Source organism: Serratia sp. CY38905, assembly GCF_052168875.1.
Lineage (GTDB): Bacteria > Pseudomonadota > Gammaproteobacteria > Enterobacterales > Enterobacteriaceae > Serratia > Serratia sarumanii.
In genome coordinates, this window is sequence record NZ_JBJNLV010000006.1 from 108,467 (window position 1) to 130,067 (window position 21,601).

At 62.2% G+C, this 21,601-nt stretch carries 20 protein-coding genes; 17 read left to right on the forward strand and 3 right to left on the reverse strand.

Annotation, left to right across the window (positions count from 1 at the left end; all coding sequences use genetic code 11):
* Window positions 1-34 precede the first annotated feature (34 nt).
* From ACJ8MK_RS14970 to ACJ8MK_RS14995, 6 genes are all read left to right on the forward strand, one after another.
* Window positions 35-1,063 (forward strand): ABC transporter ATP-binding protein, encoded by a 1,029-nt coding sequence (locus ACJ8MK_RS14970; RefSeq protein ID WP_442517856.1) that lies wholly within the window; start codon window positions 35-37, stop codon window positions 1,061-1,063.
* A gap of 1 nt (window position 1,064) precedes the next feature.
* Complete coding sequence (locus ACJ8MK_RS14975) at window positions 1,065-2,009, forward strand: ABC transporter permease (RefSeq protein ID WP_025303927.1); 945 nt, start codon at window positions 1,065-1,067, stop codon at window positions 2,007-2,009.
* A complete protein-coding gene (locus ACJ8MK_RS14980) occupies window positions 1,999-2,805 on the forward strand; it encodes an ABC transporter permease (protein ID WP_442517857.1) in 807 nt (268 codons plus the stop codon). Before ACJ8MK_RS14975 ends, ACJ8MK_RS14980 begins: the two co-directional genes overlap by 11 nt.
* Before the next feature lie 35 nt (window positions 2,806-2,840).
* Entirely contained in the window at window positions 2,841-4,265 is a 1,425-nt protein-coding gene (patD, locus tag ACJ8MK_RS14985; protein WP_103830222.1) for an aminobutyraldehyde dehydrogenase, read from the forward strand.
* Between the two features lie 80 nt (window positions 4,266-4,345).
* A complete protein-coding gene (locus ACJ8MK_RS14990; protein WP_103830221.1) occupies window positions 4,346-6,256 on the forward strand; it encodes an NAD(P)-binding protein in 1,911 nt (636 codons plus the stop codon).
* Window positions 6,253-7,437, forward strand: coding sequence for a c-type cytochrome (locus tag ACJ8MK_RS14995; RefSeq protein ID WP_103830220.1), 1,185 nt, complete (start codon window positions 6,253-6,255; stop codon window positions 7,435-7,437). Before ACJ8MK_RS14990 ends, ACJ8MK_RS14995 begins: the two co-directional genes overlap by 4 nt.
* Window positions 7,438-7,474: 37 nt before the next feature.
* Here the strand turns inward: ACJ8MK_RS14995 and hmpA are convergent, their stop codons facing one another.
* On the reverse strand, window positions 7,475-8,665 hold the full coding sequence (gene hmpA, locus ACJ8MK_RS15000) for an NO-inducible flavohemoprotein (protein WP_033648924.1): 1,191 nt from the start codon (window positions 8,663-8,665) through the stop codon (window positions 7,475-7,477).
* A 357-nt stretch (window positions 8,666-9,022) separates the two neighbouring features.
* On the opposite strand from hmpA, the gene glyA reads away from it, so the two are divergent.
* Window positions 9,023-10,276 carry a serine hydroxymethyltransferase gene (gene glyA / locus ACJ8MK_RS15005; RefSeq protein ID WP_004941389.1) on the forward strand — a complete coding sequence of 418 codons (1,254 nt, stop codon included), beginning with the start codon at window positions 9,023-9,025 and terminating at the stop codon, window positions 10,274-10,276.
* Between the two features lie 156 nt (window positions 10,277-10,432).
* Window positions 10,433-11,578 carry a 3-phenylpropionate MFS transporter gene (locus ACJ8MK_RS15010; protein WP_033648923.1) on the forward strand — a complete coding sequence of 382 codons (1,146 nt, stop codon included), beginning with the start codon at window positions 10,433-10,435 and terminating at the stop codon, window positions 11,576-11,578.
* Here ACJ8MK_RS15010 and csiE read toward each other — a convergent pair whose 3' ends face one another.
* On the reverse strand, window positions 11,579-12,844 hold the full coding sequence (csiE, locus tag ACJ8MK_RS15015; protein WP_103830219.1) for a stationary phase inducible protein CsiE: 1,266 nt from the start codon (window positions 12,842-12,844) through the stop codon (window positions 11,579-11,581). It abuts the gene before it with no gap.
* Between the two features lie 182 nt (window positions 12,845-13,026).
* On the opposite strand from csiE, the gene ACJ8MK_RS15020 reads away from it, so the two are divergent.
* Both ACJ8MK_RS15020 and ACJ8MK_RS15025 read left to right on the forward strand, forming a co-directional pair.
* Complete coding sequence (locus ACJ8MK_RS15020) at window positions 13,027-13,662, forward strand: DUF1007 family protein (protein ID WP_033651572.1); 636 nt, start codon at window positions 13,027-13,029, stop codon at window positions 13,660-13,662.
* Entirely contained in the window at window positions 13,653-14,675 is a 1,023-nt protein-coding gene (locus tag ACJ8MK_RS15025) for a nickel/cobalt transporter (protein ID WP_074027036.1), read from the forward strand. Before ACJ8MK_RS15020 ends, ACJ8MK_RS15025 begins: the two co-directional genes overlap by 10 nt.
* Before the next feature lie 55 nt (window positions 14,676-14,730).
* On the opposite strand, the gene suhB is transcribed toward ACJ8MK_RS15025, so the two are convergent.
* The gene (gene suhB, locus ACJ8MK_RS15030) at window positions 14,731-15,534 is read right to left on the reverse strand and encodes an inositol-1-monophosphatase (RefSeq protein WP_004941400.1); all 804 of its coding nucleotides are present in this window, start codon (window positions 15,532-15,534) and stop codon (window positions 14,731-14,733) included.
* A 119-nt stretch (window positions 15,535-15,653) separates the two neighbouring features.
* Between suhB and trmJ the strand changes: the two genes are divergently transcribed.
* From trmJ to hscA, 7 genes are all read left to right on the forward strand, one after another.
* Window positions 15,654-16,388 (forward strand): tRNA (cytosine(32)/uridine(32)-2'-O)-methyltransferase TrmJ, encoded by a 735-nt coding sequence (gene trmJ, locus ACJ8MK_RS15035; RefSeq protein WP_025303916.1) that lies wholly within the window; start codon window positions 15,654-15,656, stop codon window positions 16,386-16,388.
* A gap of 193 nt (window positions 16,389-16,581) precedes the next feature.
* Complete coding sequence (gene iscR / locus ACJ8MK_RS15040; RefSeq protein ID WP_004941404.1) at window positions 16,582-17,076, forward strand: Fe-S cluster assembly transcriptional regulator IscR; 495 nt, start codon at window positions 16,582-16,584, stop codon at window positions 17,074-17,076.
* Window positions 17,077-17,130: 54 nt separating this feature from the next.
* Window positions 17,131-18,345, forward strand: coding sequence for a cysteine desulfurase (iscS, locus tag ACJ8MK_RS15045; protein WP_033654284.1), 1,215 nt, complete (start codon window positions 17,131-17,133; stop codon window positions 18,343-18,345).
* Window positions 18,346-18,369: 24 nt separating this feature from the next.
* Complete coding sequence (gene iscU, locus ACJ8MK_RS15050; RefSeq protein WP_033635600.1) at window positions 18,370-18,756, forward strand: Fe-S cluster assembly scaffold IscU; 387 nt, start codon at window positions 18,370-18,372, stop codon at window positions 18,754-18,756.
* A 54-nt stretch (window positions 18,757-18,810) separates the two neighbouring features.
* Window positions 18,811-19,134: an iron-sulfur cluster assembly protein IscA gene (gene iscA, locus ACJ8MK_RS15055; RefSeq protein WP_004941410.1), complete on the forward strand. Its 324-nt coding sequence runs from the start codon at window positions 18,811-18,813 to the stop codon at window positions 19,132-19,134.
* A gap of 62 nt (window positions 19,135-19,196) precedes the next feature.
* On the forward strand, window positions 19,197-19,718 hold the full coding sequence (gene hscB / locus ACJ8MK_RS15060; RefSeq protein ID WP_086580322.1) for a co-chaperone HscB: 522 nt from the start codon (window positions 19,197-19,199) through the stop codon (window positions 19,716-19,718).
* Between the two features lie 32 nt (window positions 19,719-19,750).
* Window positions 19,751-21,601: a Fe-S protein assembly chaperone HscA gene (hscA, locus tag ACJ8MK_RS15065; protein ID WP_033654281.1), complete on the forward strand. Its 1,851-nt coding sequence runs from the start codon at window positions 19,751-19,753 to the stop codon at window positions 21,599-21,601.

Below are 21,601 nucleotides of genomic sequence, written 5' to 3' on the forward strand. Positions count from 1 at the left end.
TGCGCCCGAACTACATCAGTATGGAGCACAGAAAATGACCATTGCCGTGCAATTCATCGATGTTTCGCGGACTTTCGGCGATGTTCGCGCCGTGGATCGGGTATCTATCGACATTCAGGACGGGGAATTCTTCTCCATGCTCGGGCCGTCCGGCTCGGGCAAAACCACCTGCCTGCGCCTGATCGCCGGCTTTGAACAGCTCACTTCCGGCTCGATTCGCATCCACGGCCAGGAAGCCGCCAACCTGCCGCCGTACCAGCGCGACGTGAATACGGTGTTTCAGGATTATGCGCTGTTCCCGCACATGTCGGTGCTGGAAAACGTCGCCTACGGCCTGATGGTGAAGGGCGTCGCCAAACGCGAGCGGCTGGCGCGGGCGCAAGAGGCGCTGGAGAGCGTGGCGCTCGGTTTCGCTGCCGAACGCAAACCGGCGCACCTGTCGGGCGGCCAGCGGCAGCGCGTGGCGTTGGCGCGCGCGCTGGTCAATCGGCCGCGGGTGCTACTGCTGGACGAACCGCTCGGCGCGCTGGATCTCAAGCTGCGCGAGCAGATGCAGGGCGAGCTGAAGAAGCTGCAGCGCCAGCTGGGCATCACCTTTATCTTTGTCACCCACGATCAAAGCGAAGCGCTGTCGATGTCCGATCGGGTGGCGGTGTTCAATAACGGCCGCATCGAACAGGTGGATACGCCGCGCGAGCTTTACATGCGGCCTAAGACGCCGTTCGTCGCCGAATTTGTCGGCACCTCCAACGTGGTGCGCAGCGAGCTGGCGCAGCGCCTGCTCGGCGAAAGCCGAACCTTCTCGATCCGGCCGGAACACATCCGCCTGCTGGAGCTGGGCGGCGCGGCGCAGGACGAGATCCAGGTGCAGGGCACGCTGCAGGAAATCCATTACCAGGGCGCGGCCACGCGGTATGAAATCGCGCTGCATGGCGGCGAAAAGCTGCTGGTCAGCCAGGCCAATCCGCAGTGGCTCGCCGAAGGGCAACAGCGGCAGATCGGCCAGCCGATCGTCGCCTGCTGGCCGCGCGCGGCGATGGTGCCGCTGCTGGAGGAGAGGTGAGATGGACATGAGCATCGATTCCCCCTCGGCGCGCGGCGGTACCGTGCGCGCGCTGTCGACCTGGCTCTATCGCCGGCCGACGCTGTATCTGCTTTTGCTGCTGGTGCCGCCGCTGCTGTGGTTCGGCGCGGTGTACCTCGGTTCGCTGCTGACGCTGCTGTGGCAAGGGTTTTACACCTTTGACGATTTCACCATGGCGGTGACGCCGGATCTGACCTTCGCCAACCTGGCGGCGCTGTTCAACCCGGCCAACTACGACATCATCCTGCGCACGCTGACCATGGCGGTGCTGGTGTCGCTGGCCAGCGCGGTGCTGGCGTTCCCGATCGCCTATTACATGGCGCGCTACACCAGCGGCCGCGTCAAGGCGTTCTTTTACATCGCGGTGATGATGCCGATGTGGGCCAGCTATATCGTTAAAGCCTACGCCTGGACCCTGCTGCTGGCGAAAGACGGCGTGGCGCAGTGGTTCCTGCAGCACCTGGGGCTGGAGCCGCTGTTGGCTTCGCTGCTGACGGTGCCCGGCGTCGGCGGCAACACGCTGTCGACCTCGGGGCTGGGGCGTTTTCTGGTGTTCGTCTATATCTGGCTACCGTTCATGATCCTGCCGATCCAGGCGGCGCTGGAGCGCCTGCCGCCCTCGCTGTTGCACGCCTCGGCGGATCTGGGCGCCCGGCCGGCGCAGACCTTCCGCCACGTCATTTTGCCGCTGGCGGTGCCGGGCATCGCCGCCGGGTCGATCTTCACCTTTTCGCTGACGCTGGGCGACTTTATCGTGCCGCAGCTGGTGGGGCCGCCGGGCTATTTCATCGGCAGCATGGTGTACGCCCAGCAGGGTGCGATCGGCAATATGCCGATGGCCGCGGCCTTTACGCTGGTGCCGATCGTCCTGATCGCCATCTATCTTTCCATCGTCAAACGTCTGGGGGCTTTCGATGCACTCTGAACGCGCGCCCTTAGGGCTGAAGCTGGCCGCCTGGGGCGGACTTGTCTTCCTGCATTTCCCGTTGGCGATCATCGCCATCTACGCCTTCAACACCGAGGATGCCGCTTTCAGCTTCCCGCCGAAGGGGTTCACGCTGCACTGGTTCAACGTTGCCGCCGGGCGGCAGGATATCCTCGATGTGGTGCTGCTGTCGGCGCAGATCGCCTGCCTGGCGACCGCCATCGCGCTGGTGCTCGGCACCCTGGCGGCGGCGGCGCTGTATCGGCGCGATTTCTTCGGCAAGGACAGCATTTCGCTGCTGTTGCTGCTGCCGATCGCGCTGCCGGGGATCGTCACCGGTCTGGCGCTGCTGGCGGCGTTCAAGGCGCTGAACATCGAGCCGGGCATCCTGACTATCGTCGTCGGCCATGCGACGTTCTGCGTGGTGATCGTGTTCAACAACGTCATCGCCCGGTTCCGCCGCACCTCGTACAGCCTGATCGAAGCGTCGATGGATCTCGGCGCCGACGGCTGGCAAACCTTCCGTTACGTGATCTTGCCGAACCTCGGCTCGGCGCTGCTGGCCGGGGGCATGCTGGCGTTCGCGCTGTCTTTCGATGAAATCATCGTGACCACCTTTACCGCCGGCCACGAGCGCACGCTGCCGCTGTGGCTGCTGAACCAGCTCGGTCGCCCGCGCGATGTGCCGATCACCAACGTGGTGGCGCTGTCGGTAATGCTGTTGACCATGCTGCCGATCCTCGGCGCTTACTACCTGACCAAAGGTGGGGAAAGCGTCGCCGGCAGCGGCAAATAATTTCCTTACCTGACCTCTGATAAAAGGATAACCCTATGCAAAGCCAACTGTTGATTGACGGCCAACTGGTGAACGGCCAGGGCGCGACCCAGCCGGTGTATAACCCGGCGACCGGCGAAGTGATCGCGCAGGTGGCGGAGGCCAGCCCGGAGCAGGTCGATCGCGCGGTGCTGGCGGCGGACGCCGCGTTCGCCGCCTGGGGGCAAACCACGCCGAAAGAGCGCGCCGAGCATCTGCTCAAGCTGGCGGATCTGATCGATGCGCATGCCGAGACCTTCGCCAGGCTGGAGTCGCTCAACTGCGGCAAGCCTTATCACTGCGTGTTGAACGACGAACTGCCGGCGGTGGCCGACGTGTTTCGCTTCTTCGCCGGGGCCAGCCGCTGCCTGACCGGCATGGCGGCCGGCGAGTATCTGGCCGGGCATACCTCGATGATCCGCCGCGATCCGCTCGGCGTGGTGGCTTCGATCGCGCCGTGGAACTACCCGCTGATGATGGCGGCCTGGAAACTGGCGCCGGCGTTGGCGGCGGGCAACTGCGTGGTGATCAAGCCGTCGGAGCAGACGCCGCTGACCACCTTTAAACTGGCCGAACTGGCCGCCGGGCTGTTCCCGCCGGGCGTGCTCAACGTGCTGTTCGGCCGCGGCGCCAGCGTCGGCGATCGGGTGACCGGGCATGACAAGGTGCGCATGGTGTCGCTGACCGGCTCGATCGCCACCGGCGAACACATCATCGCCCACACCGCCGCCGGCATTAAGCGCACCCATATGGAACTGGGCGGCAAGGCGCCGGTGCTGGTGTTCGACGACGCCGATCTGCAGCAGGTGGTGGACGGCATTCGCGGCTTCGGTTTCTACAACGCCGGGCAGGATTGCACCGCCGCCTGCCGCATCTACGCGCAGAAAAGCATTTATCCCGAGCTGGTGAAGCGGCTGGGCGAGGCGGTGGCCAGCCTGAAGATCGGCGCGCCGGACGACGAGAGCACCGAGCTGGGGCCATTGATTACCGCCCAGCATCTGGAGCGGGTCGCCGGTTTTGTCGAGCGAGCCAAAGCGTTGCCACACGTGCAGGTGGTGACCGGCGGCGAGAAGGTGAAGGGGCCGGGTTACTACTTCCAGCCGACGCTGCTGGCCGGCGCGCGCCAGGAGGATGAGATCGTGCAGCGCGAGGTGTTCGGCCCGGTAGTGACGGTGACGCCGTTCGACGACGAAGAACAGGTGCTGGCCTGGGCGAACGAATCCAACTACGGGCTGGCGTCTTCCGTGTGGACTCGCGACGTGGGCCGCGCGCATCGCTTAAGCGCCCGCCTGCAATACGGCTGCACCTGGGTGAACACCCACTTCATGCTGGTGAGCGAAATGCCGCACGGCGGCCAGAAACTGTCCGGCTACGGCAAGGATATGTCGATGTACGGGCTGGAGGATTACACCGCCATTCGTCATGTGATGTTCAAACATTGATTTTACAATAATTATCCGCACAATAGCGCGGCCTTCGGGCCGGCCCCGGCCGGCCGATGATAATAAAAAAGGAAGCCTATATGGGTATCACCCGACGCGATTTTCTCAACGGGGTGGCGATCACCATCGCCGCCGGGTTGACGCCGCTGCAAATCTTGCGCGCGTCGCCGCAAACCGCCAATCAAACCCTGTACTACCCGCCGGCGCTGACCGGGCTGCGGGGTAACCATCCGGGCTCGTTCGAGCATGCGCACCAGTTGGGGCGCGACGGCAAAACCTTTGATTTCGGCAGCGTGCCCGCCGTTGAAGAGTTCGATCTGGTGGTGGTCGGCGCCGGCATCAGCGGGTTGGCGGCCGCCTGTTTCTGGCAGCAGCTGAAAGGTGAGCAGCAGCGCATTTTGCTGATCGACAACCATGACGACTTCGGCGGCCACGCCAAGCGCAACGAATTCAACACCGACGATGGCATGCTGCTCGGCTACGGCGGCAGCGAATCGCTGCAGTCGCCGCGCTCCAACTTCAGCCCGGTGGCGATGGGGCTGCTGCGCAATCTCGGCGTCGATATCGATCGGCTGGAGCAGGCGTTTGACACCACCTTCTACCCGGATCTGAACCTGAGCCGCGGGGTTTACTTCGATCGCAAGAACTTCGGCGTCGACAAGGTGGTGAGCGGCGATCCGGGCCGCACGGTGGCGGACGACATTCCGCGCGATCGTCTCAACGGCCGCTCTTATGAAGCGTTCATCGGCGATTTCCCGCTGCCGGAAAGCGATCGCCAGGCGTTGATCGCGCTGCATACGGTGAAGAAAGATTATCTGCCGGAGATGACGCTGGAGCAGAAGGTCGAGTGGCTCGATACCCACAGCTACACCCAGTTCCTGCGCGAGAAGGTGGGCCTGAGTGAGCTGGCGATCCGTTATTTCCAGCAGACCACCAACGATTTCCAGGCGGTGGGCATCGACGGCACGTCGTGCAGCGATGCGCGCATCTGCGATCTGCCGGGCCTTGACGGCATGAATCTGCCGCCGCTGGACGAAGAGTCGCAGGCGGATCTCGACGATCCTTACGTGTTCCACTTCCCGGATGGCAACGCCACGCTGGCGCGCCTGATGGTGCGCAAATTGATCCCGGCGGTGGCGCCGGCCGGCAAAGACATGAACGACGTGGTGCTGGCCAAATTCGACTACGGCCAGCTCGATCGGCCGGAATCGCCGGTGAAGCTGCGTTTGAACAGCACCGGGCTGCACGTGGCCAACGTTGGCGACAAGGTGGAAGTCACCTACATGACCGGCGAGAAGATGACCAAGGTGCGCGCCGGGCAGGTGGTGATGGCCGGCTACAACATGATGATCCCGTACCTGGTGCCGGAGATGTCGCACGAGCAGCAGGAGGCGCTGAAACAGAACGTCAAGTCGCCGCTGGTGTACAGCAAGGTGGTGATCCGCAACTGGCAACCGTTCATCAAGCTGGGCGTGCACGAGATCTATTCGCCGGCCGCGCCGTACAGCCGCGTGAAGCTGGATTACCCGGTGAGCATGGGCGGGTATCAGCACCCGCGCGATCCGGATCGGCCGATCGGCCTGCATATGGTGTACGTGCCGACGCTGCCGGGCAGCGGCCTCAGCCCGCGTGAGCAGTCGCGCAAAGGGCGCGCGCTGCTGCTGGGCACGCCGTTCGAGGTGCACGAGCAGATGATCCGCGAACAGCTGCAGGGCATGCTGGGCGAGGCCGGTTTCGACCATCAGCGCGACATTCAGGCGATCACCGTCAACCGCTGGTCGCACGGTTACTCCTACTTCCTCAACGGGCTGTTTGACGACGAAGACGAGGCCACGAAAATCATCGAAACGGCGCGGCAGCCGATCGGCAAGATCGTTATCGCCAACTCCGATGCCGACTGGAGCCCGTACGCCAACTCGGCGATCGATCAGGCGTGGCGCGCGGTGAATGAACTGGCCTACGGCAAGGTTGCCGCCAAGGAGGGAGCATGAGTCTGCGTTCGCTGTACCTGTTGAGCCTGCTGGCGGCAGGCGGCTCGGCCCAGGCGATGTCGGCCGGGGAATACGTCGCCAAAGCCGGTGACTGCACCGCCTGCCACACCGCGCCGGGCGGCGCCGAATTGGCGGGTGGCATGAAGTTCCCGACGCCGCTCGGGGCTATCTACGCCACCAACATCACGCCGGACAAGCTGCACGGCATCGGCGCCTATTCGTTCGAAGAGTTCGATCGCGCCATGCGCCAGGGGGTAGCCAAAGACGGCCACCGGCTCTACCCGGCGATGCCGTACACCTCGTACGCCAAAATGAGCGCGGAAGACATGCGCGCGCTGTATGACTATTTGATGAAAGAGGTGCCGGCGCAGAACGTGGCCAACCGCGCCAGCGACATCAGCTGGCCGCTGTCGATGCGCTGGCCGCTGGCGGTGTGGAACCAGCTGTTCCACGACGACCAGCCGTATCAGGCGGATCCGCAACAAAGCGCCGAGTGGAACCGCGGCGCCTACCTGGTGCAGGGCGCGGGCCATTGCGGCAGCTGCCACACGCCGCGCGGCTGGGCGATGCAGGAGAAGGGGCTGGACGGCAAGGAGCCGGTGTTCCTGAGCGGCGCCGAGCTGGACGGCTGGTACGCCTCCAATCTGCGCGGCCTGCCGCCGGAAGAGGTGACGGCACTGCTGAAAACCGGCCGCAGCCGCCATGCGGCGGTCGCCGGGCCGATGAGCGAGGTGGTGACCCACAGCACGCAGTACCTCAGCGACGGCGATCTGAACGCCATCGCGGTGTATCTGCGCAGCCTGGCGCCGGAAGCCGCCGCCAAAGCCGCTGCGCCTGCCGTACAGGCGAATAATCCGGGCGGCAAGGCGACCTACGCGATGTACTGCTCGACCTGCCACGGCAACAAGGGGGAGGGCACCGACTTCGCCATTCCGGCGCTGGCGGGCAATGCCACGGTAACGGCGGACAATCCGCTGACCGCGCTGCGGGTGGTGCTGGAGGGGGCGCATACGCCGATCACGCAGCAGGCGATGGCGTTCGACATGCCGGCTTACGGCTGGGCGTTGAACGATCGGCAGGCGGCGGATCTGATGAGCTATCTGCGGGGCAGCTGGGGCAACCAGGCGGCGCCGGTGACGGTGCAGCAGGTGCAGGACGCGCGCCAACTGCAGGCGAAATGAAGAGGGAGCGCGGTCTGACGGCCGCGCTCCGCAAGCATTACAGCACCTTATGCGGGCCGAAGCATTCGTAGTGGATGCGTTCGGCCTCTACGCCCATTTCCAGCAGCTGTTTGCCCACGAACTGCATGAAGGCCACCGGGCCGCAGAAGTAATAGTGCATCTGCGGATCGGCCAGGCTGCCTTGCAGGGCGCTCAAATCCATCAATCCGCGGCTGTGGTAGTCGCGGCCTTCCACGTCATCGGCGCCCGGCTCGCGGTACCACACATGGCGGCTCAGATTCGGCATGCGCCCGGCAATATCCGCCACTTCATCGGCAAAGGCGTGCACGCCGCCGTTTTCCGCCGCGTGCAGCCAGTGGACCTGCGCCTGATGCTGGCTGTCGTGCAGGGTGTTGAGCATGCCGAGCATCGGGGTTTGGCCGACGCCGGCGGAGATCAGCGCCACCGGCGTGGTCGGCGCCACGTCGAGGAAGAAGTCGCCGTGCGGTGGGGCGATGTAGATCACGTCGCCTTCCTGCGCCTGCTGGTGCAGGTAGTTGGACACTTTCCCCTGATCTTCGCGCTTCACCGCGATGCGGTAGAACTCGCCGTTCGGCGAGGTGGTCAGCGAGTACTGGCGAATTTCCTGATGTTCCAGGCTGTCGTGCTTGATGTAGACCGCCAGATACTGCCCCGGTTTGAAGTCCGCCACCCGGCCGCCGTCCACCGGCGCCAGCACGAAACTGCAGATCACGTCGCTCTGCGGCTGTTTCTTCAGGATGCGGAACGCGCGCAGATCGCGCCAGCCGCCGTTGTCGGTTTCACTCTGCTGATAAATCTGTTCTTCACGCTGGATAAATACGTTGGCCAGCACGCCGTAGGCCTTGCCCCAGGCGTCCAGGACTTCCTGACCCGGGCTGAACATTTCGTCCAGGGTCGCCAGCAGGTGACCGCCGACGATGTTGTACTGCTCCGGCTGGATATTGAAGCTGGTGTGCTTCTGCGCGATGCGCTCCACCGCCGGCAGCAGCGCCGCCAGGTTCTCGATGTTGGCGGCATAGGCGCAGATGGCGTCGAACAGCGCCTGACGCTGATCGCCGTTGCGCTGGTTGCTCATGTTGAAAATGTCTTTCAATTCCGGGTTGTGCGCGAACATGCGATCGTAAAAGTGGGCGGTCAGCTTCGGCCCGGTCGCAGCCAGCAGGGGAATGGTGGATTTCACGGTGGCGATGGTTTGGCTATCCAGCATGGAAGCGCTCCTTGGGTTGGGATCTTGACGATAATTGTAATGATGTATTTTAAATGCATCTTATTGGGTTCCGCGTCGCTTGTAAATACCCTTGTTTTCGTTGCGGTGTTCTTCGGGCGTCGATCGCGCTCACAGAACATGAAAAAAGCGCATCGTTCGCATGAGGAAATGTCCGTTGATAAACGGCGGCGTTTAGCGGATCAAAGCCTTGCGCCACCTTATGCCAATCGTTTGCGTAAAAACCTCTGTCAAGACCTATCTTCGGTGGGGCGAAACGGTTTACACTGTGGCCCAGAACCCAAACGGGTAGTTATTTGGTGATTTTTTAGTTAGCTGATTTAAGTCAGGAGATGCCGGATGTTAAAGCGTGAAATGAACATTGCCGATTACGATGCGGAACTGTGGCGTGCCATGGAGCAGGAAGTGGTGCGTCAGGAAGAGCACATCGAGCTGATCGCGTCTGAGAACTACACCAGCCCGCGCGTGATGCAGGCTCAGGGTTCCCAGCTGACCAACAAATACGCTGAAGGCTATCCGGGCAAGCGTTACTACGGCGGCTGCGAATACGTGGATATCGTTGAGCAGCTGGCTATCGATCGCGCCAAAGAATTGTTCGGCGCCGATTATGCCAACGTGCAGCCGCACTCCGGCTCCCAGGCTAACTTCGCCGTGTACACCGCGCTGCTGCAGCCGGGCGACACCATTCTGGGCATGAACCTGGCGCACGGCGGCCACCTGACCCACGGTTCCCCGGTCAACCTGTCCGGCAAACTGTATAACGTGGTGCCTTACGGCATCGACGACAAAGGCCAAATCGACTATGACGATCTGGCCAAGCAGGCGCAAACCCACAAGCCGAAAATGATCATCGGCGGCTTCTCCGCTTACTCCGGCGTGGTTGACTGGGCCAAAATGCGCGAAATCGCCGACAGCATCGGCGCTTACCTGTTCGTCGACATGGCGCACGTGGCGGGCCTGATCGCCGCCGGCGTCTACCCGAACCCGGTACCGCACGCGCACATCGTCACCACCACCACCCACAAAACCCTGGCGGGCCCGCGCGGCGGCCTGATCCTGGCGAAGGGCGGCGACGAAGAGCTGTACAAAAAGCTGAACTCCGCCGTGTTCCCTGGCGGCCAGGGCGGCCCGCTGATGCACGTGATCGCCGGCAAGGCGGTGGCGCTGAAAGAAGCGATGGAGCCTGAGTTCAAGGTTTACCAGCAGCAAGTGGCGGTCAACGCCAAGGCGATGGTGGAAGTGTTCCTGCAGCGCGGCTACAAAGTGGTCTCCGGCGGCACCCATAACCACCTGTTCCTGCTGGATCTGGTCGACAAAAACCTGACCGGTAAAGAAGCGGACGCCGCCCTGGGCCGCGCCAACATCACCGTCAACAAAAACAGCGTGCCGAACGATCCGAAAAGCCCGTTCGTCACCTCCGGCGTGCGTATCGGCACCCCGGCCGTCACCCGTCGCGGCTTCAAAGAAGCCGACGTGCGCGAACTGGCCGGTTGGATCTGTGATGTGCTGGACAACATCAACGATGAAGCCACCATCGAACGCACCAAGAAGAAAGTGCTGGATATCTGCGCCCGCCTGCCGGTTTACGCGTAATCCCGCTTTCGCCCGACAAAACCCGCTGCGGCGGGTTTTTTTGTGGCCGCTCGCGGCAAACTGTGAGCTGTCTGGCACTCTAACGCATTGAAGTGGAATGAAGATTGCGGGGCGGTGTGAGCTCTGTCAAAGTATTGCCCTCACTCCGGAGGGATCATGGTTCTGCAATCCACGCGTTGGCTCGCGCTCAGTTATTTCACCTACTTCTTTTCCTATGGCATCTTCTTACCGTTCTGGGGCGTGTGGCTGAAAGGCGAGGGCATCGCGCCCGAAACCATCGGCATGCTGCTCGGCGCCGGCTTGGTGGCCCGCTTCCTCGGCAGCTTACTGATTGCGCCCCGCGTTAAAGATCCCTCTCATTTAGTCTCCGCCCTGCGCCTGCTGGCGCTGCTGACCTTGGCCTTTGCGGTCGGTTTCTGTTTCGGCAACGGCTGGGGTTGGCTGATGCTGGTGATAGCGGGTTTCAACCTGTTCTTCTCGCCGCTGGTGCCGCTGACCGACGCGTTGGCCGCCACCTGGCAAAAGCAGATCCGTATGGACTACGGCCGGGTGCGGCTGTGGGGTTCGCTGGCGTTCGTCATCGGCTCGGCGCTGACCGGGCAGCTGGTAGCGGTATGGGGCCATAACGCCATTCTCTACAGCCTGATCTTCAGCGTGCTGGCGATGCTGCTGGGCATGCTGTTGAAGCCGAGCGTCATGCCGCAGGGCGAAGCGCGCGCGCGCAGCGGAACCGAACGTTCGCTGTGGGCGCTGCTGAAAGAAGGGCCGGTCTGGCGCTTCCTGCTGTGCGTCACGCTGCTGCAAGGGGCGCACGCCGGCTACTACAGCTTCGGCTCCATTTACTGGCAGGAGGCCGGCTATTCGGCCTCGACCATCGGCTATCTGTGGTCGCTGGGCGTGGTGGCGGAGGTGATTATTTTCGCCAGCAGCAACGTGCTGTTCCGCCGCTGGAATGCGCGCAACCTGCTGTTGCTCTCCGCCTGCTGCGGCGTGTTGCGCTGGAGCCTGATGGCCTACAGCACCGAGCTGGGCTGGCTGCTGCTGATCCAGATCCTGCACTGCGGCACTTTCACCGTCTGCCATTTGGCGGCGATGCGCTTTATCGCCGCGCGTCAGGGGCAAGAGGTGATCCAACTGCAGGCGGTGTATTCGGCGCTGGCGATGGGCGGCGGCATCGCCGTCATGACGGTCATTGCCGGGTTCCTGTTCGAACATTGGCAGGGCGGGGTATTCTGGGTGATGGCGGCGGTCGCGGTGCCGGCCTTGTTCATCCGGCCGCCGGCGGTCAGCGTCAGCCGCTGATTAAGGGGCTTCCAGCAGCGCGCGGATCGCCTGGCGCTGCCGGGTTTCCAGCGGTAGTTCGGTATAGACCAGCGGCGGGTGCGGATCGCTGTGCACCGCCGCATAAGGGGTGATCACCAGCGTGATGCCCTGCGGCGCTCCGCCGCGCAGATAGTCGCTCAGCGGCAGGTACTTGATGTTCAGCGGCAGCAGCGTGAGCTCTCGGATCTGATATTCCACTTCCTCTTCCAGCTGCGGGTTGTCCAGCGTCAGCAGCAGCACCTGCTTTTCCTGCAGCGCGTTGTCCTGCATCAGCCAGGCGCCGAAGCTGATGGCCACCAGACCCGCCTCCTCGTTGGAAAAATGCACGCCGTACTCCTGCTCCAGCGGTTTCAGCGCTTCCTGCGTGGTGCGCATCAGCCGCGGGTATTTGCGCACCACTTCTTCCAGCAGCATATTGTCGATGCCGATGGCGAAACGGCAGCGCTCCAGCGCCGGCGCCAGATGGGCGAACAGCTGGCTGACCAGCTCCGCCTTGCTGCTGAAGGCCATGCCGGAAAGTTGCTGGAAGCGCTCGACCATGCTGTCGATCGCCACCATCAATCTCCGCTCTTGCGCTGAGTCGTTGCTGTGGTAGCTGTGATTTTTCAACATGGTAAACGTCAGCGCCAAAAAATCGCGCTCGTCTGCCTGCGGCGGCTGGTTAAACAGCCGGTTGCAGGCCTGATGCAGCCAGGCGGCGGCTTGCTGTTCCGGCTTTTTCCGCAGCCAGTCGCGTTGAACCGCGTCGAAACGCGGATGCTGCTGCAGGCGATTTTGCCAGGCGCAGTAGAGCAGGTAATGCTGCAGGAATTGGCGGTCGCGCGCATCGAAGTGGCGGCTGAGCAGCGGCTCGCAGGCGTCGATCGCCTCTGTCAGCGCAGACGCCGGGGCGGCATCGGTCGCCAGCGCTTGCCACAGGCGCGGGGCGAAATCGCCTTCGACAAACCGCGGGCTGCAGCGCAGAGCCCGCCGCAGCCAGTGGATCAGGCACAGGCGTTGGTCGAGCGCGCTGCCCCGCAGTTGGTAACCACGATCGGGATCGACGGCGATCTCCAGGTGATGGAAACGCTGGATTTCACTGGCCACCTCGGCTATATCTTGCCGGGTTATCGGGGGGGCGACGCCGTTGATTCGGCTTAGGGTCTCCAGCTGTAACTCGGGCTCCGGCGTGTACAGCATCAGCAGCAGATGGCAGCGCCGTTGTTGTCCGGAGAGCTCGGGCACGGGAGAGGTGTCCAGGCTCATTATCACCTTCCGGCATAAAAGGTTGCGATTATGCCTAAGCATAGCAAAAGGCTTTGTGACGGCAGGATTACCGCGCGGCTTTTACTTCGGCTTACAACTTTCGTCACAAATATCGCCGGGAGAGGCGGGCCGTTAGGCATCTATTTGTGTTACGTTATAACAAACGCAGGTAAGACAGGATAATGATGAAGTTACGTCGTCTTTTGGCTGCCTTCGGCGCCGTGTTCAGCGCCGGTGCGATCGCTCATCCGCACAGCTTTATCGACATGAATACCACCTTCGTCGCCAAAGACCAGCGGCTGGTCGGCCTGAAAATGGTGTGGGTGATGGATGAAATCACCTCGGCGGATCTGCTCTACGATGCGAAAAACGCCAAGAGCGATTCGGAAGTGTGGAAAAAACTGGCGGCGGAAGTGATGGCCAACGTGCTGGGGCAGCACTATTTCACCGATCTTTACCGCGACGGCAAACCGGTGAAATACCTGAACTTGCCCAGCGAATATCACCTGTCGCGCCAGGGCAACCAGGCGGTGCTGGAATTCGTGCTGCCGTTGGCCGAGCCGCAGCCGCTGGCGGGCAAGCCGTTCGAACTTTCTACTTACGATCCGACTTATTTCGTGGATATGACCTATAAAGACCAAAATGCGCTGCATCTGCCGCCGGAGATGGCGCAGCTGTGCAGCTACAAGCTGATGACGCCGAAGCCGAATGCGTCGCTGCAGGCCTATGCGCTGTCGCTCGACAAGAACGACTCGCCCGGTGAAGACCTGGCGCTGGGGCAGCAGTTCGCCCAGCGGGTGACGCTGCAATGTCGTTAAATCTCTCGCAACCGACGACGAGCCGGCGCCACTGGGCCTTCGGCCTGTGGCCGCTGCTGCCGTTCACGCTGGCGCTGGCGGCCGCCGCGCTGCTGGCGTGGCACTATTGGCCGCAGCTGCTGATGCAGAGCGTGGTGTGGCAAAAAGCGCTGCACCAGCAGATGGCGGGGCTGTTGCAGCAGGTGAAGGCCGCGCCGCAGCAGGCCGGGCTGGCGCTGATGCTGTTCAGCCTCGGCTATGGCGTCTTGCATGCGCTCGGCCCCGGCCACGGCAAAGTGGTGATCGCCACCTACCTGGCTACCCATCCGGCGCGGCTGAAAAGCAGCCTGAAGCTGACCTTCGCCGCCTCGCTGGTGCAGGGCGGGGTAGCGATCGCGCTGGTCACGCTGATGCTGGTGGTATTGCAGCTCTCTTCGCGCCAGCTGCACCAAAGCAGTTTCTGGCTGGAGAAGGGCAGCTTTATTCTGGTGATGCTGCTTGGCGTGCTGCTGAGTTGGCGCGCGCTGAAACGCCTGTTTGCGGCGATCAAGGCGATGCGCCCGGCGCCGGCGCTGCGCATCAAGAGCCTGACGCCGCTGGCGGCGGATCATGTGCACAGCGCCAATTGCGGCTGCGGCCACCGGCATCTGCCGAGCGACAGCGAGCTGCAGGCGGGAAGCGACTGGCGCACTCAGGCCGCCATCGTGCTGGCGATGGGCATGCGCCCCTGTTCGGGGGCGATTTTGGTGCTGCTGTTCTCCAAAGTGATCGGCGTGTTCGGCTGGGGAGTGATCTCCGCGCTGGCGATGGCGTTCGGCACCTCGTTGACCATCTCGATGCTGGCGCTGCTGGTACATTACAGCCGCCGGCTGGCTGTGCGCCTCAGCCGTTCGCGCCCGCCCGCCGCCTGGAGCGCGGTGGCCTGGGGGGCGTTGGCGCTGGCCGGCGGCCTGATCCTGCTGGCCGCCGGGCTGTTGCTGTACGTCAGCGCGCAGCCGGAATTCGGCGGCGGCATCCGTCCCTTCTCCCGCTAACGGGCATAAAAAAAGCGCTGCATCGGCAGCGCTTTTTTCGATTCGCTTCTGGCGATTAACGCTTCAGCGCTTCGCTCAGTTCTTCACGCATGGTGGCCAGCATGGCTTTCACTACGCGCGGGTTGCCTGCCACCACGTTGCCGGAGCTGAAGTGGTTGTGGCCGCCGACGAAGTCGGTCACCAGGCCGCCGGCTTCACGCACCAGCAGTTCGCCCGCGGCGAAATCCCACGGCTTCAGGCCGATTTCGAAGAAACCGTCTACGCGGCCGGCGGCCACATAGGCCAGATCCAGCGCAGCGGAACCGGTGCGGCGGAAGTCTGCGCACTGGGTGAACAGCTTGCCGACGATGTTGATGTAAGGCGTTGCGTGCTGTTTGACCTTGAACGGGAAGCCGGTCGCCAGGATGGTGCCATCCAGATCTTTGGCGTTGGTGCCGCGCAGGCGGTAGCCGTTGAGCTGTGCGCCCTGGCCGCGAGTGGCGGTGAACAGTTCGTTGCGCATCGGATCGTAAACCACGGCCACTTCAGTACGGCCTTTGATGCGTACGGCGATGGAAACGGAGAAATGAGGGAAACGTTTGATGAAGTTTGCAGTGCCATCCAGTGGATCGATCACCCATTGCACATCGCGATCTTCGCCGATCAGCTCACCGCGTTCTTCGCTCACGATACTGTGTTGCGGATAAGACTTGCGGATGACGTCGATGATCAGATGCTCTGCATCGCGATCGACGTTGGTGACGAAGTCATTGGTCCCTTTCTGGCTCGCTTCTACAGCGTCCGGGGTTTCGTAGTTTTTGGCAATCAGGTTACCGGCCTTGCGCGCAGCGCGCACGGCGATAGTCAGCATCGGATGCATGGGTATCTTCCAACTAGGATGTTAAAGAACAGGAAACGGCGCGAAGTATAGCAGCTGTTCGGCAAATTGCCTATGGCTGTGTTAAGATGCTGCGATTTTCCGCCACGCTCAGAGTTTGTATGCTGCACAATATCCGCATTGTTCTGGTAGAGACTTCACATACCGGCAACATGGGCTCGACCGCCAGAGCCATGAAAACCATGGGTTTAACCAACCTTTATCTGGTTAATCCGCTGATCAAACCCGATTCTCAGGCCATCGCCCTGGCCGCCGGCGCCAGCGACGTGATCGGCAACGCCACTATCGTCGACACCCTCGATGACGCCATCGCCGGCTGTAGCCTGGTGGTGGGCACCAGCGCCCGTTCTCGCACCTTGCCGTGGCCGATGTTGGAGCCGCGTGAATGCGGCGTGCGCGCGGTGCACGAGGGCGAGCACGCGCCGGTGGCGCTGGTGTTCGGCCGCGAACGCGTCGGGCTGACCAACGATGAATTGCAGAAGTGCCACTACCACGTCGCCATTCCGGCCAACCCGGACTACAGCTCGCTGAACCTGGCGATGGCGGTGCAGATCCTGGCGTACGAAGTGCGCGTGGCTTACCTCGATCGCCAACAGGCGGGTGCGCCGCAGCTGGAAGAGACGCCGTACCCGCTGGTGGATGACCTCGAGCGTTTCTATCAGCACCTGGAGCAGACGCTGCAGCGCACCGGCTTTATTCGCCCGTCCCATCCGGGCCAGGTGATGAGCCGCCTGCGTCGGCTGTTCACCCGCGCGCGCCCGGAAGGGCAGGAGCTGAATATCCTGCGCGGTATGCTGACGTCGATCGAGAAACAGGATAAACATCAAGGTAATTAATTGATGTGGCATAGCGGCGGGTGACAATAGTATTAGTTATCCAAAGGTTATAACATGTATTTTATATACCTTTGTTCTTGCTAAGTTCAAAACGTGCTAATACTTGAGTCAATTACTAGGTTAAATAGTTGACTGTTTTACTCAGGAATGTCAGACTTTCGGCCATATTTGACCAACAGGTAACCATTGAGCTATGAGACTGACATCCAAAGGCCGTTATGCCGTAACCGCTATGCTTGACGTAGCGCTGCATTCCCAGGAAGGGCCGGTGCCACTGGCGGACATTTCCGAACGCCAGGGTATTTCGCTCTCTTATCTGGAACAATTATTCTCCCGTCTGCGCAAGAATGGCCTGGTGGCCAGCGTGCGCGGCCCGGGCGGTGGTTATCTGCTGGGTAAAGACGCGGGTGAGATCGCCGTTGGCGCTGTCATCACTGCCGTCGATGAATCGGTAGATGCAACCCGGTGCCAGGGCAAAGAAGGCTGTCAGGGTGGCGATCGCTGCTTGACCCACGCCCTGTGGCGCGATCTGAGCGAGCGCATCAGCGGGTTCCTGAACAACATTACGCTGGCAGAACTGGTCAACAACCAGGAAGTGCTGGTGGTGGCGGATCGTCAAAACAACGATACGCGCCGCACGGCCAACGGTCGTCCGCAAGAAACTATCAACGTTAATCTGCGCGCATAAGCAGCTGGCGAAATTATTTTAGTTTTTGGAAGTGATGTACGGAGCACAAGAGCAATGAAATTACCGATTTATCTGGATTACTCAGCAACGACGCCGGTTGACCCGCGCGTTGCTGAGAAGATGATGCAGTTTTTGACCCTGGACGGCACTTTCGGCAACCCGGCTTCCCGTTCCCACCGTTTCGGTTGGCAGGCGGAAGAGGCGGTAGACATCGCCCGTAACCAAATCGCCGAACTGGTGGGTGCCGACCCGCGCGAAATCGTCTTCACCTCCGGGGCGACCGAATCTGACAACCTGGCGATCAAAGGCGCTGCCAATTTCTACCAGAAAAAAGGCAAGCACATCATCACCAGCAAAACCGAACACAAAGCCGTGCTGGACACCTGCCGTCAGCTGGAGCGCGAAGGGTTCGAAGTGACCTATCTGGCGCCGCAGAGCAACGGCATCATCAGCCTGCAGGATCTCGAAGCGGCGCTGCGCGATGACACCATTCTGGTCTCCATCATGCACGTCAACAACGAAATCGGCGTGGTGCAGGACATCGAAGCGATCGGCGAAATGTGCCGCGCGCGCGGTATCATCTACCACGTTGACGCCACCCAGAGCGTGGGCAAACTGCCTATCGATCTGAGCAAGCTGAAAGTCGACCTGATGTCGTTCTCCGGCCACAAAATCTATGGCCCGAAAGGCATCGGCGCGCTGTACGTGCGCCGCAAGCCGCGCATCCGCATCGAAGCGCAGATACACGGCGGCGGTCACGAGCGCGGCATGCGCTCCGGCACCCTGCCTGTCCACCAGATCGTCGGCATGGGCGAAGCTTATCGCATCGCCAAAGAAGAGATGACCGAAGAGATGGCGCGTCTGCGCACCCTGCGCGATCGTCTGTGGAACGGCGTGAAAGATATGGAAGAAGTGTATCTGAACGGCGATCTGGAGCACGGCGCACCGAACATCCTGAACGTCAGCTTCAACTACGTTGAAGGCGAATCGCTGATCATGGCGCTGAAAGACCTGGCCGTTTCTTCCGGTTCAGCCTGTACCTCCGCCAGCCTCGAGCCGTCCTACGTGCTGCGCGCGCTGGGCATGAGCGATGAATTGGCGCACAGCTCGATCCGTTTCTCCCTGGGGCGTTTCACCACGGAAGAAGAGATCGACTACACCATTCAACTGGTGCGTAAATCCATCGGCCGTCTGCGCGATCTGTCTCCGCTGTGGGAGATGTTCAAGCAGGGCGTGGACATCAACAGCATCGAATGGGCGCATCATTAATTCTCAGGTTTCAGGAGCAAGGTCATGGCTTACAGCGAAAAAGTAATCGATCATTATGAAAACCCGCGCAACGTGGGTTCCTTTGACAACGAAGATCCTACCGTCGGTAGCGGCATGGTAGGTGCGCCGGCTTGCGGCGACGTCATGAAGCTGCAAATCAAGGTTAACGATGAAGGCATCATCGAAGACGCGCGCTTTAAAACTTACGGCTGCGGTTCCGCCATCGCCTCCAGCTCGCTGGTGACCGAATGGATGAAGGGCAAGTCGCTCGATCAGGCTGAAGCGATCAAAAACACCCAGATCGCCGAAGAGCTGGAATTGCCGCCGGTCAAAATTCACTGCTCGATCCTGGCTGAAGACGCCATCAAAGCAGCGATTGCCGACTATAAGAGCAAGCATAGCGCCGAGTAATTTGTCTGAGTCGGCCCGGCCACGCCGGGCTTTGATTTGAAGTGTGAGGTTGTGATGTCTATTACCATGAGCGACAGCGCTGCGCAGCGTGTTCAGGCGTTTTTGACGAACCGCGGCAAGGGTCTCGGCCTGCGTCTGGGAGTGCGAACTTCCGGCTGCTCCGGAATGGCCTACGTGCTGGAATTTGTTGACGAAGCCAACGATGACGACATCGTGTTTGAAGACAAAGGCATCAAGGTGATCATCGACGGCAAGAGCCTGGTTTACCTTGACGGCACCGAGCTTGATTTCGTTAAGGAAGGCCTGAACGAAGGCTTCAAGTTCAACAACCCGAACGTCTCAAGCGAATGCGGCTGCGGCGAGAGTTTCAACGTCTGACAGTCCATCGTGCTCCCCCGTTTCGGCGGGGGAACTTCATCCGCTAACGCCCAGAGCACGCTATGGATTACTTTACTTTATTCGGGCTGCCAGTTCGCTACACCGTGGACGGCAGCCTGCTTGCGTCCCGCTTCCAGGATCTGCAGCGCCAATTTCACCCCGATCGTTTCGCCAACCAGCCGGAGCGCGAACGCCTGATGGCGTTGCAGCAGGCGGCGACCATCAACGAAGCCTACCAGACGCTGAAGCACCCGTTAAAACGCGCGGAGTATATGCTATCTTTGCACGGCTTCGATCTGGGTAACGAACAGCATACGATGCGCGACACCGCGTTCCTGATGGAACAGCTGGAACTGCGCGAAGAGCTCGACGCCATTGAGCGCAAGCCGGAGGCGGAAAGCCTGCTGGCCGATTTCGGCGCGCGGCTGGCCGCCTCCATCAAACAGCGCAGCGCGCTGATGCTGCAGCAGCTGGACGGCGAGCAGTGGGCGGACGCCGCCGACACCGTGCGCAAGCTGCGCTTTTTGGACAAACTCCAGCAACAGGTTGAACAACTCGAAGAAAAACTGCTGGGTTTTGAGTAACACCTTCTGATTCTGATTGTGGAAGCTTCAACATGGCCTTATTACAAATTAGTGAGCCTGGCCTCAGCGCCGCGCCGCACCAGCGACGCTTGGCCGCCGGCATCGACTTAGGCACCACCAACTCGCTGGTCGCCACGGTGCGCAGCGGGCAAGCGGAAACGCTGGCCGACGAACAGGGCCGCCATTTGCTGCCTTCGGTGGTGCATTATCAGGCGGACGCGCAGCGCGTCGGCTGGGAGGCGCGCCAACAGGCGGCGCAGGATCCGGCCAATACCGTCAGCTCCATCAAGCGCATGATGGGCCGCTCGTTGGCGGACGTGCAGCAGCGTTACCCGAACCTGCCGTATCAATTCCAGGCCAGCGACAACGGCCTGCCGCTGATCGTCACCGCCGCCGGTCCGGTTAACCCGGTCGGCGTCTCCGCCGATATCCTGCGGGCCCTGTCCGCGCGCGCGCAAGCGGCGCTGGAAGGGGAGCTGGATGGCGTGGTGATCACCGTTCCCGCCTACTTCGACGACGCGCAGCGCCAGGGCACCAAAGACGCGGCGCGTCTGGCCGGCCTGCACGTCCTGCGCCTGCTGAACGAACCGACCGCGGCGGCGATCGCCTATGGGCTGGACTCCGGCCAGGAAGGGGTGATCGCGGTTTACGATCTGGGCGGCGGCACCTTTGATATCTCCATTCTGCGTCTCAGCCGCGGCGTGTTCGAAGTGCTGGCCACCGGCGGCGATTCCGCGCTGGGCGGCGACGACTTCGATCACCTGCTGGCCGACTGGCTGCGCGAGCAGGCCGGCGTGGCCGATCGCAGCGACCACGGCGTGCAGCGCCAGCTGCTGGACGCCGCCATCGCCGCTAAAATCGCGTTGAGCGATGCCGACAGCGTGCGCGTCGAGGTGGCCGGCTGGCAGGGCGAGGTGACCCGCGCCCAGTTCGAAGCGCTGATCGCCCCGCTGGTGAAACGCACGCTGATGGCCTGCCGCCGCGCGCTGAAAGACGCCGGCGTCGCCGCCGACGAGGTGCTGGAAGCGGTGATGGTCGGCGGTTCCACCCGCGTGCCGCTGGTGCGTGAGCAGGTGGGCGCCTTCTTCGGCCGCACGCCGCTGACGTCGATCGATCCGGATAAAGTGGTCGCCATTGGCGCCGCGATCCAGGCCGACATTCTGGTGGGCAACAAGCCGGACAGCGACATGCTGCTGCTGGACGTGATCCCGCTGTCGCTGGGCCTCGAAACCATGGGCGGTCTGGTGGAGAAAGTGATCCCGCGCAACACCACCATTCCGGTGGCGCGCGCGCAGGAATTCACCACCTTTAAAGACGGCCAGAGCGCGATGATGATCCACGTGCTGCAGGGCGAGCGCGAGCTGGTGCAGGACTGCCGTTCGCTGGCGCGTTTCACGCTGCGCGGCCTGCCGCCGCTGCCTGCCGGGGGCGCGCACATTCGCGTCACCTTCCAGGTGGATGCCGACGGTCTGCTGAGCGTCACCGCGATGGAGAAATCCACCGGCGTCGAAGCTTCGATCCAGGTGAAGCCGTCGTACGGCCTGTCGGACAGCGAAATCGCCGGCATGATCAAAGATTCGATGGCCAACGCGCAAAGCGACGTGGGCGCGCGCAAGCTGGCGGAGCAACGCGTGGAAGCCGCGCGGGTGCTGGAAAGCCTGCAGGGCGCGCTGGCCAGCGACGCCGCGCTGCTGAGCGAGGCGGAAAGCCAGGCGATCGCCGCCGCGACCCAGGCGTTGCAGCAGGCGGTGCAGGGTGAAGATCCCGCCGCTATCGAAGACGCCATCAAAACATTAGATGCACAAACGCAAGATTTTGCCGCGCGCCGCATGGACGCTTCCATTCGCCGCGCGCTGGCTGGCCATTCTGTGGATGAGGTTTAA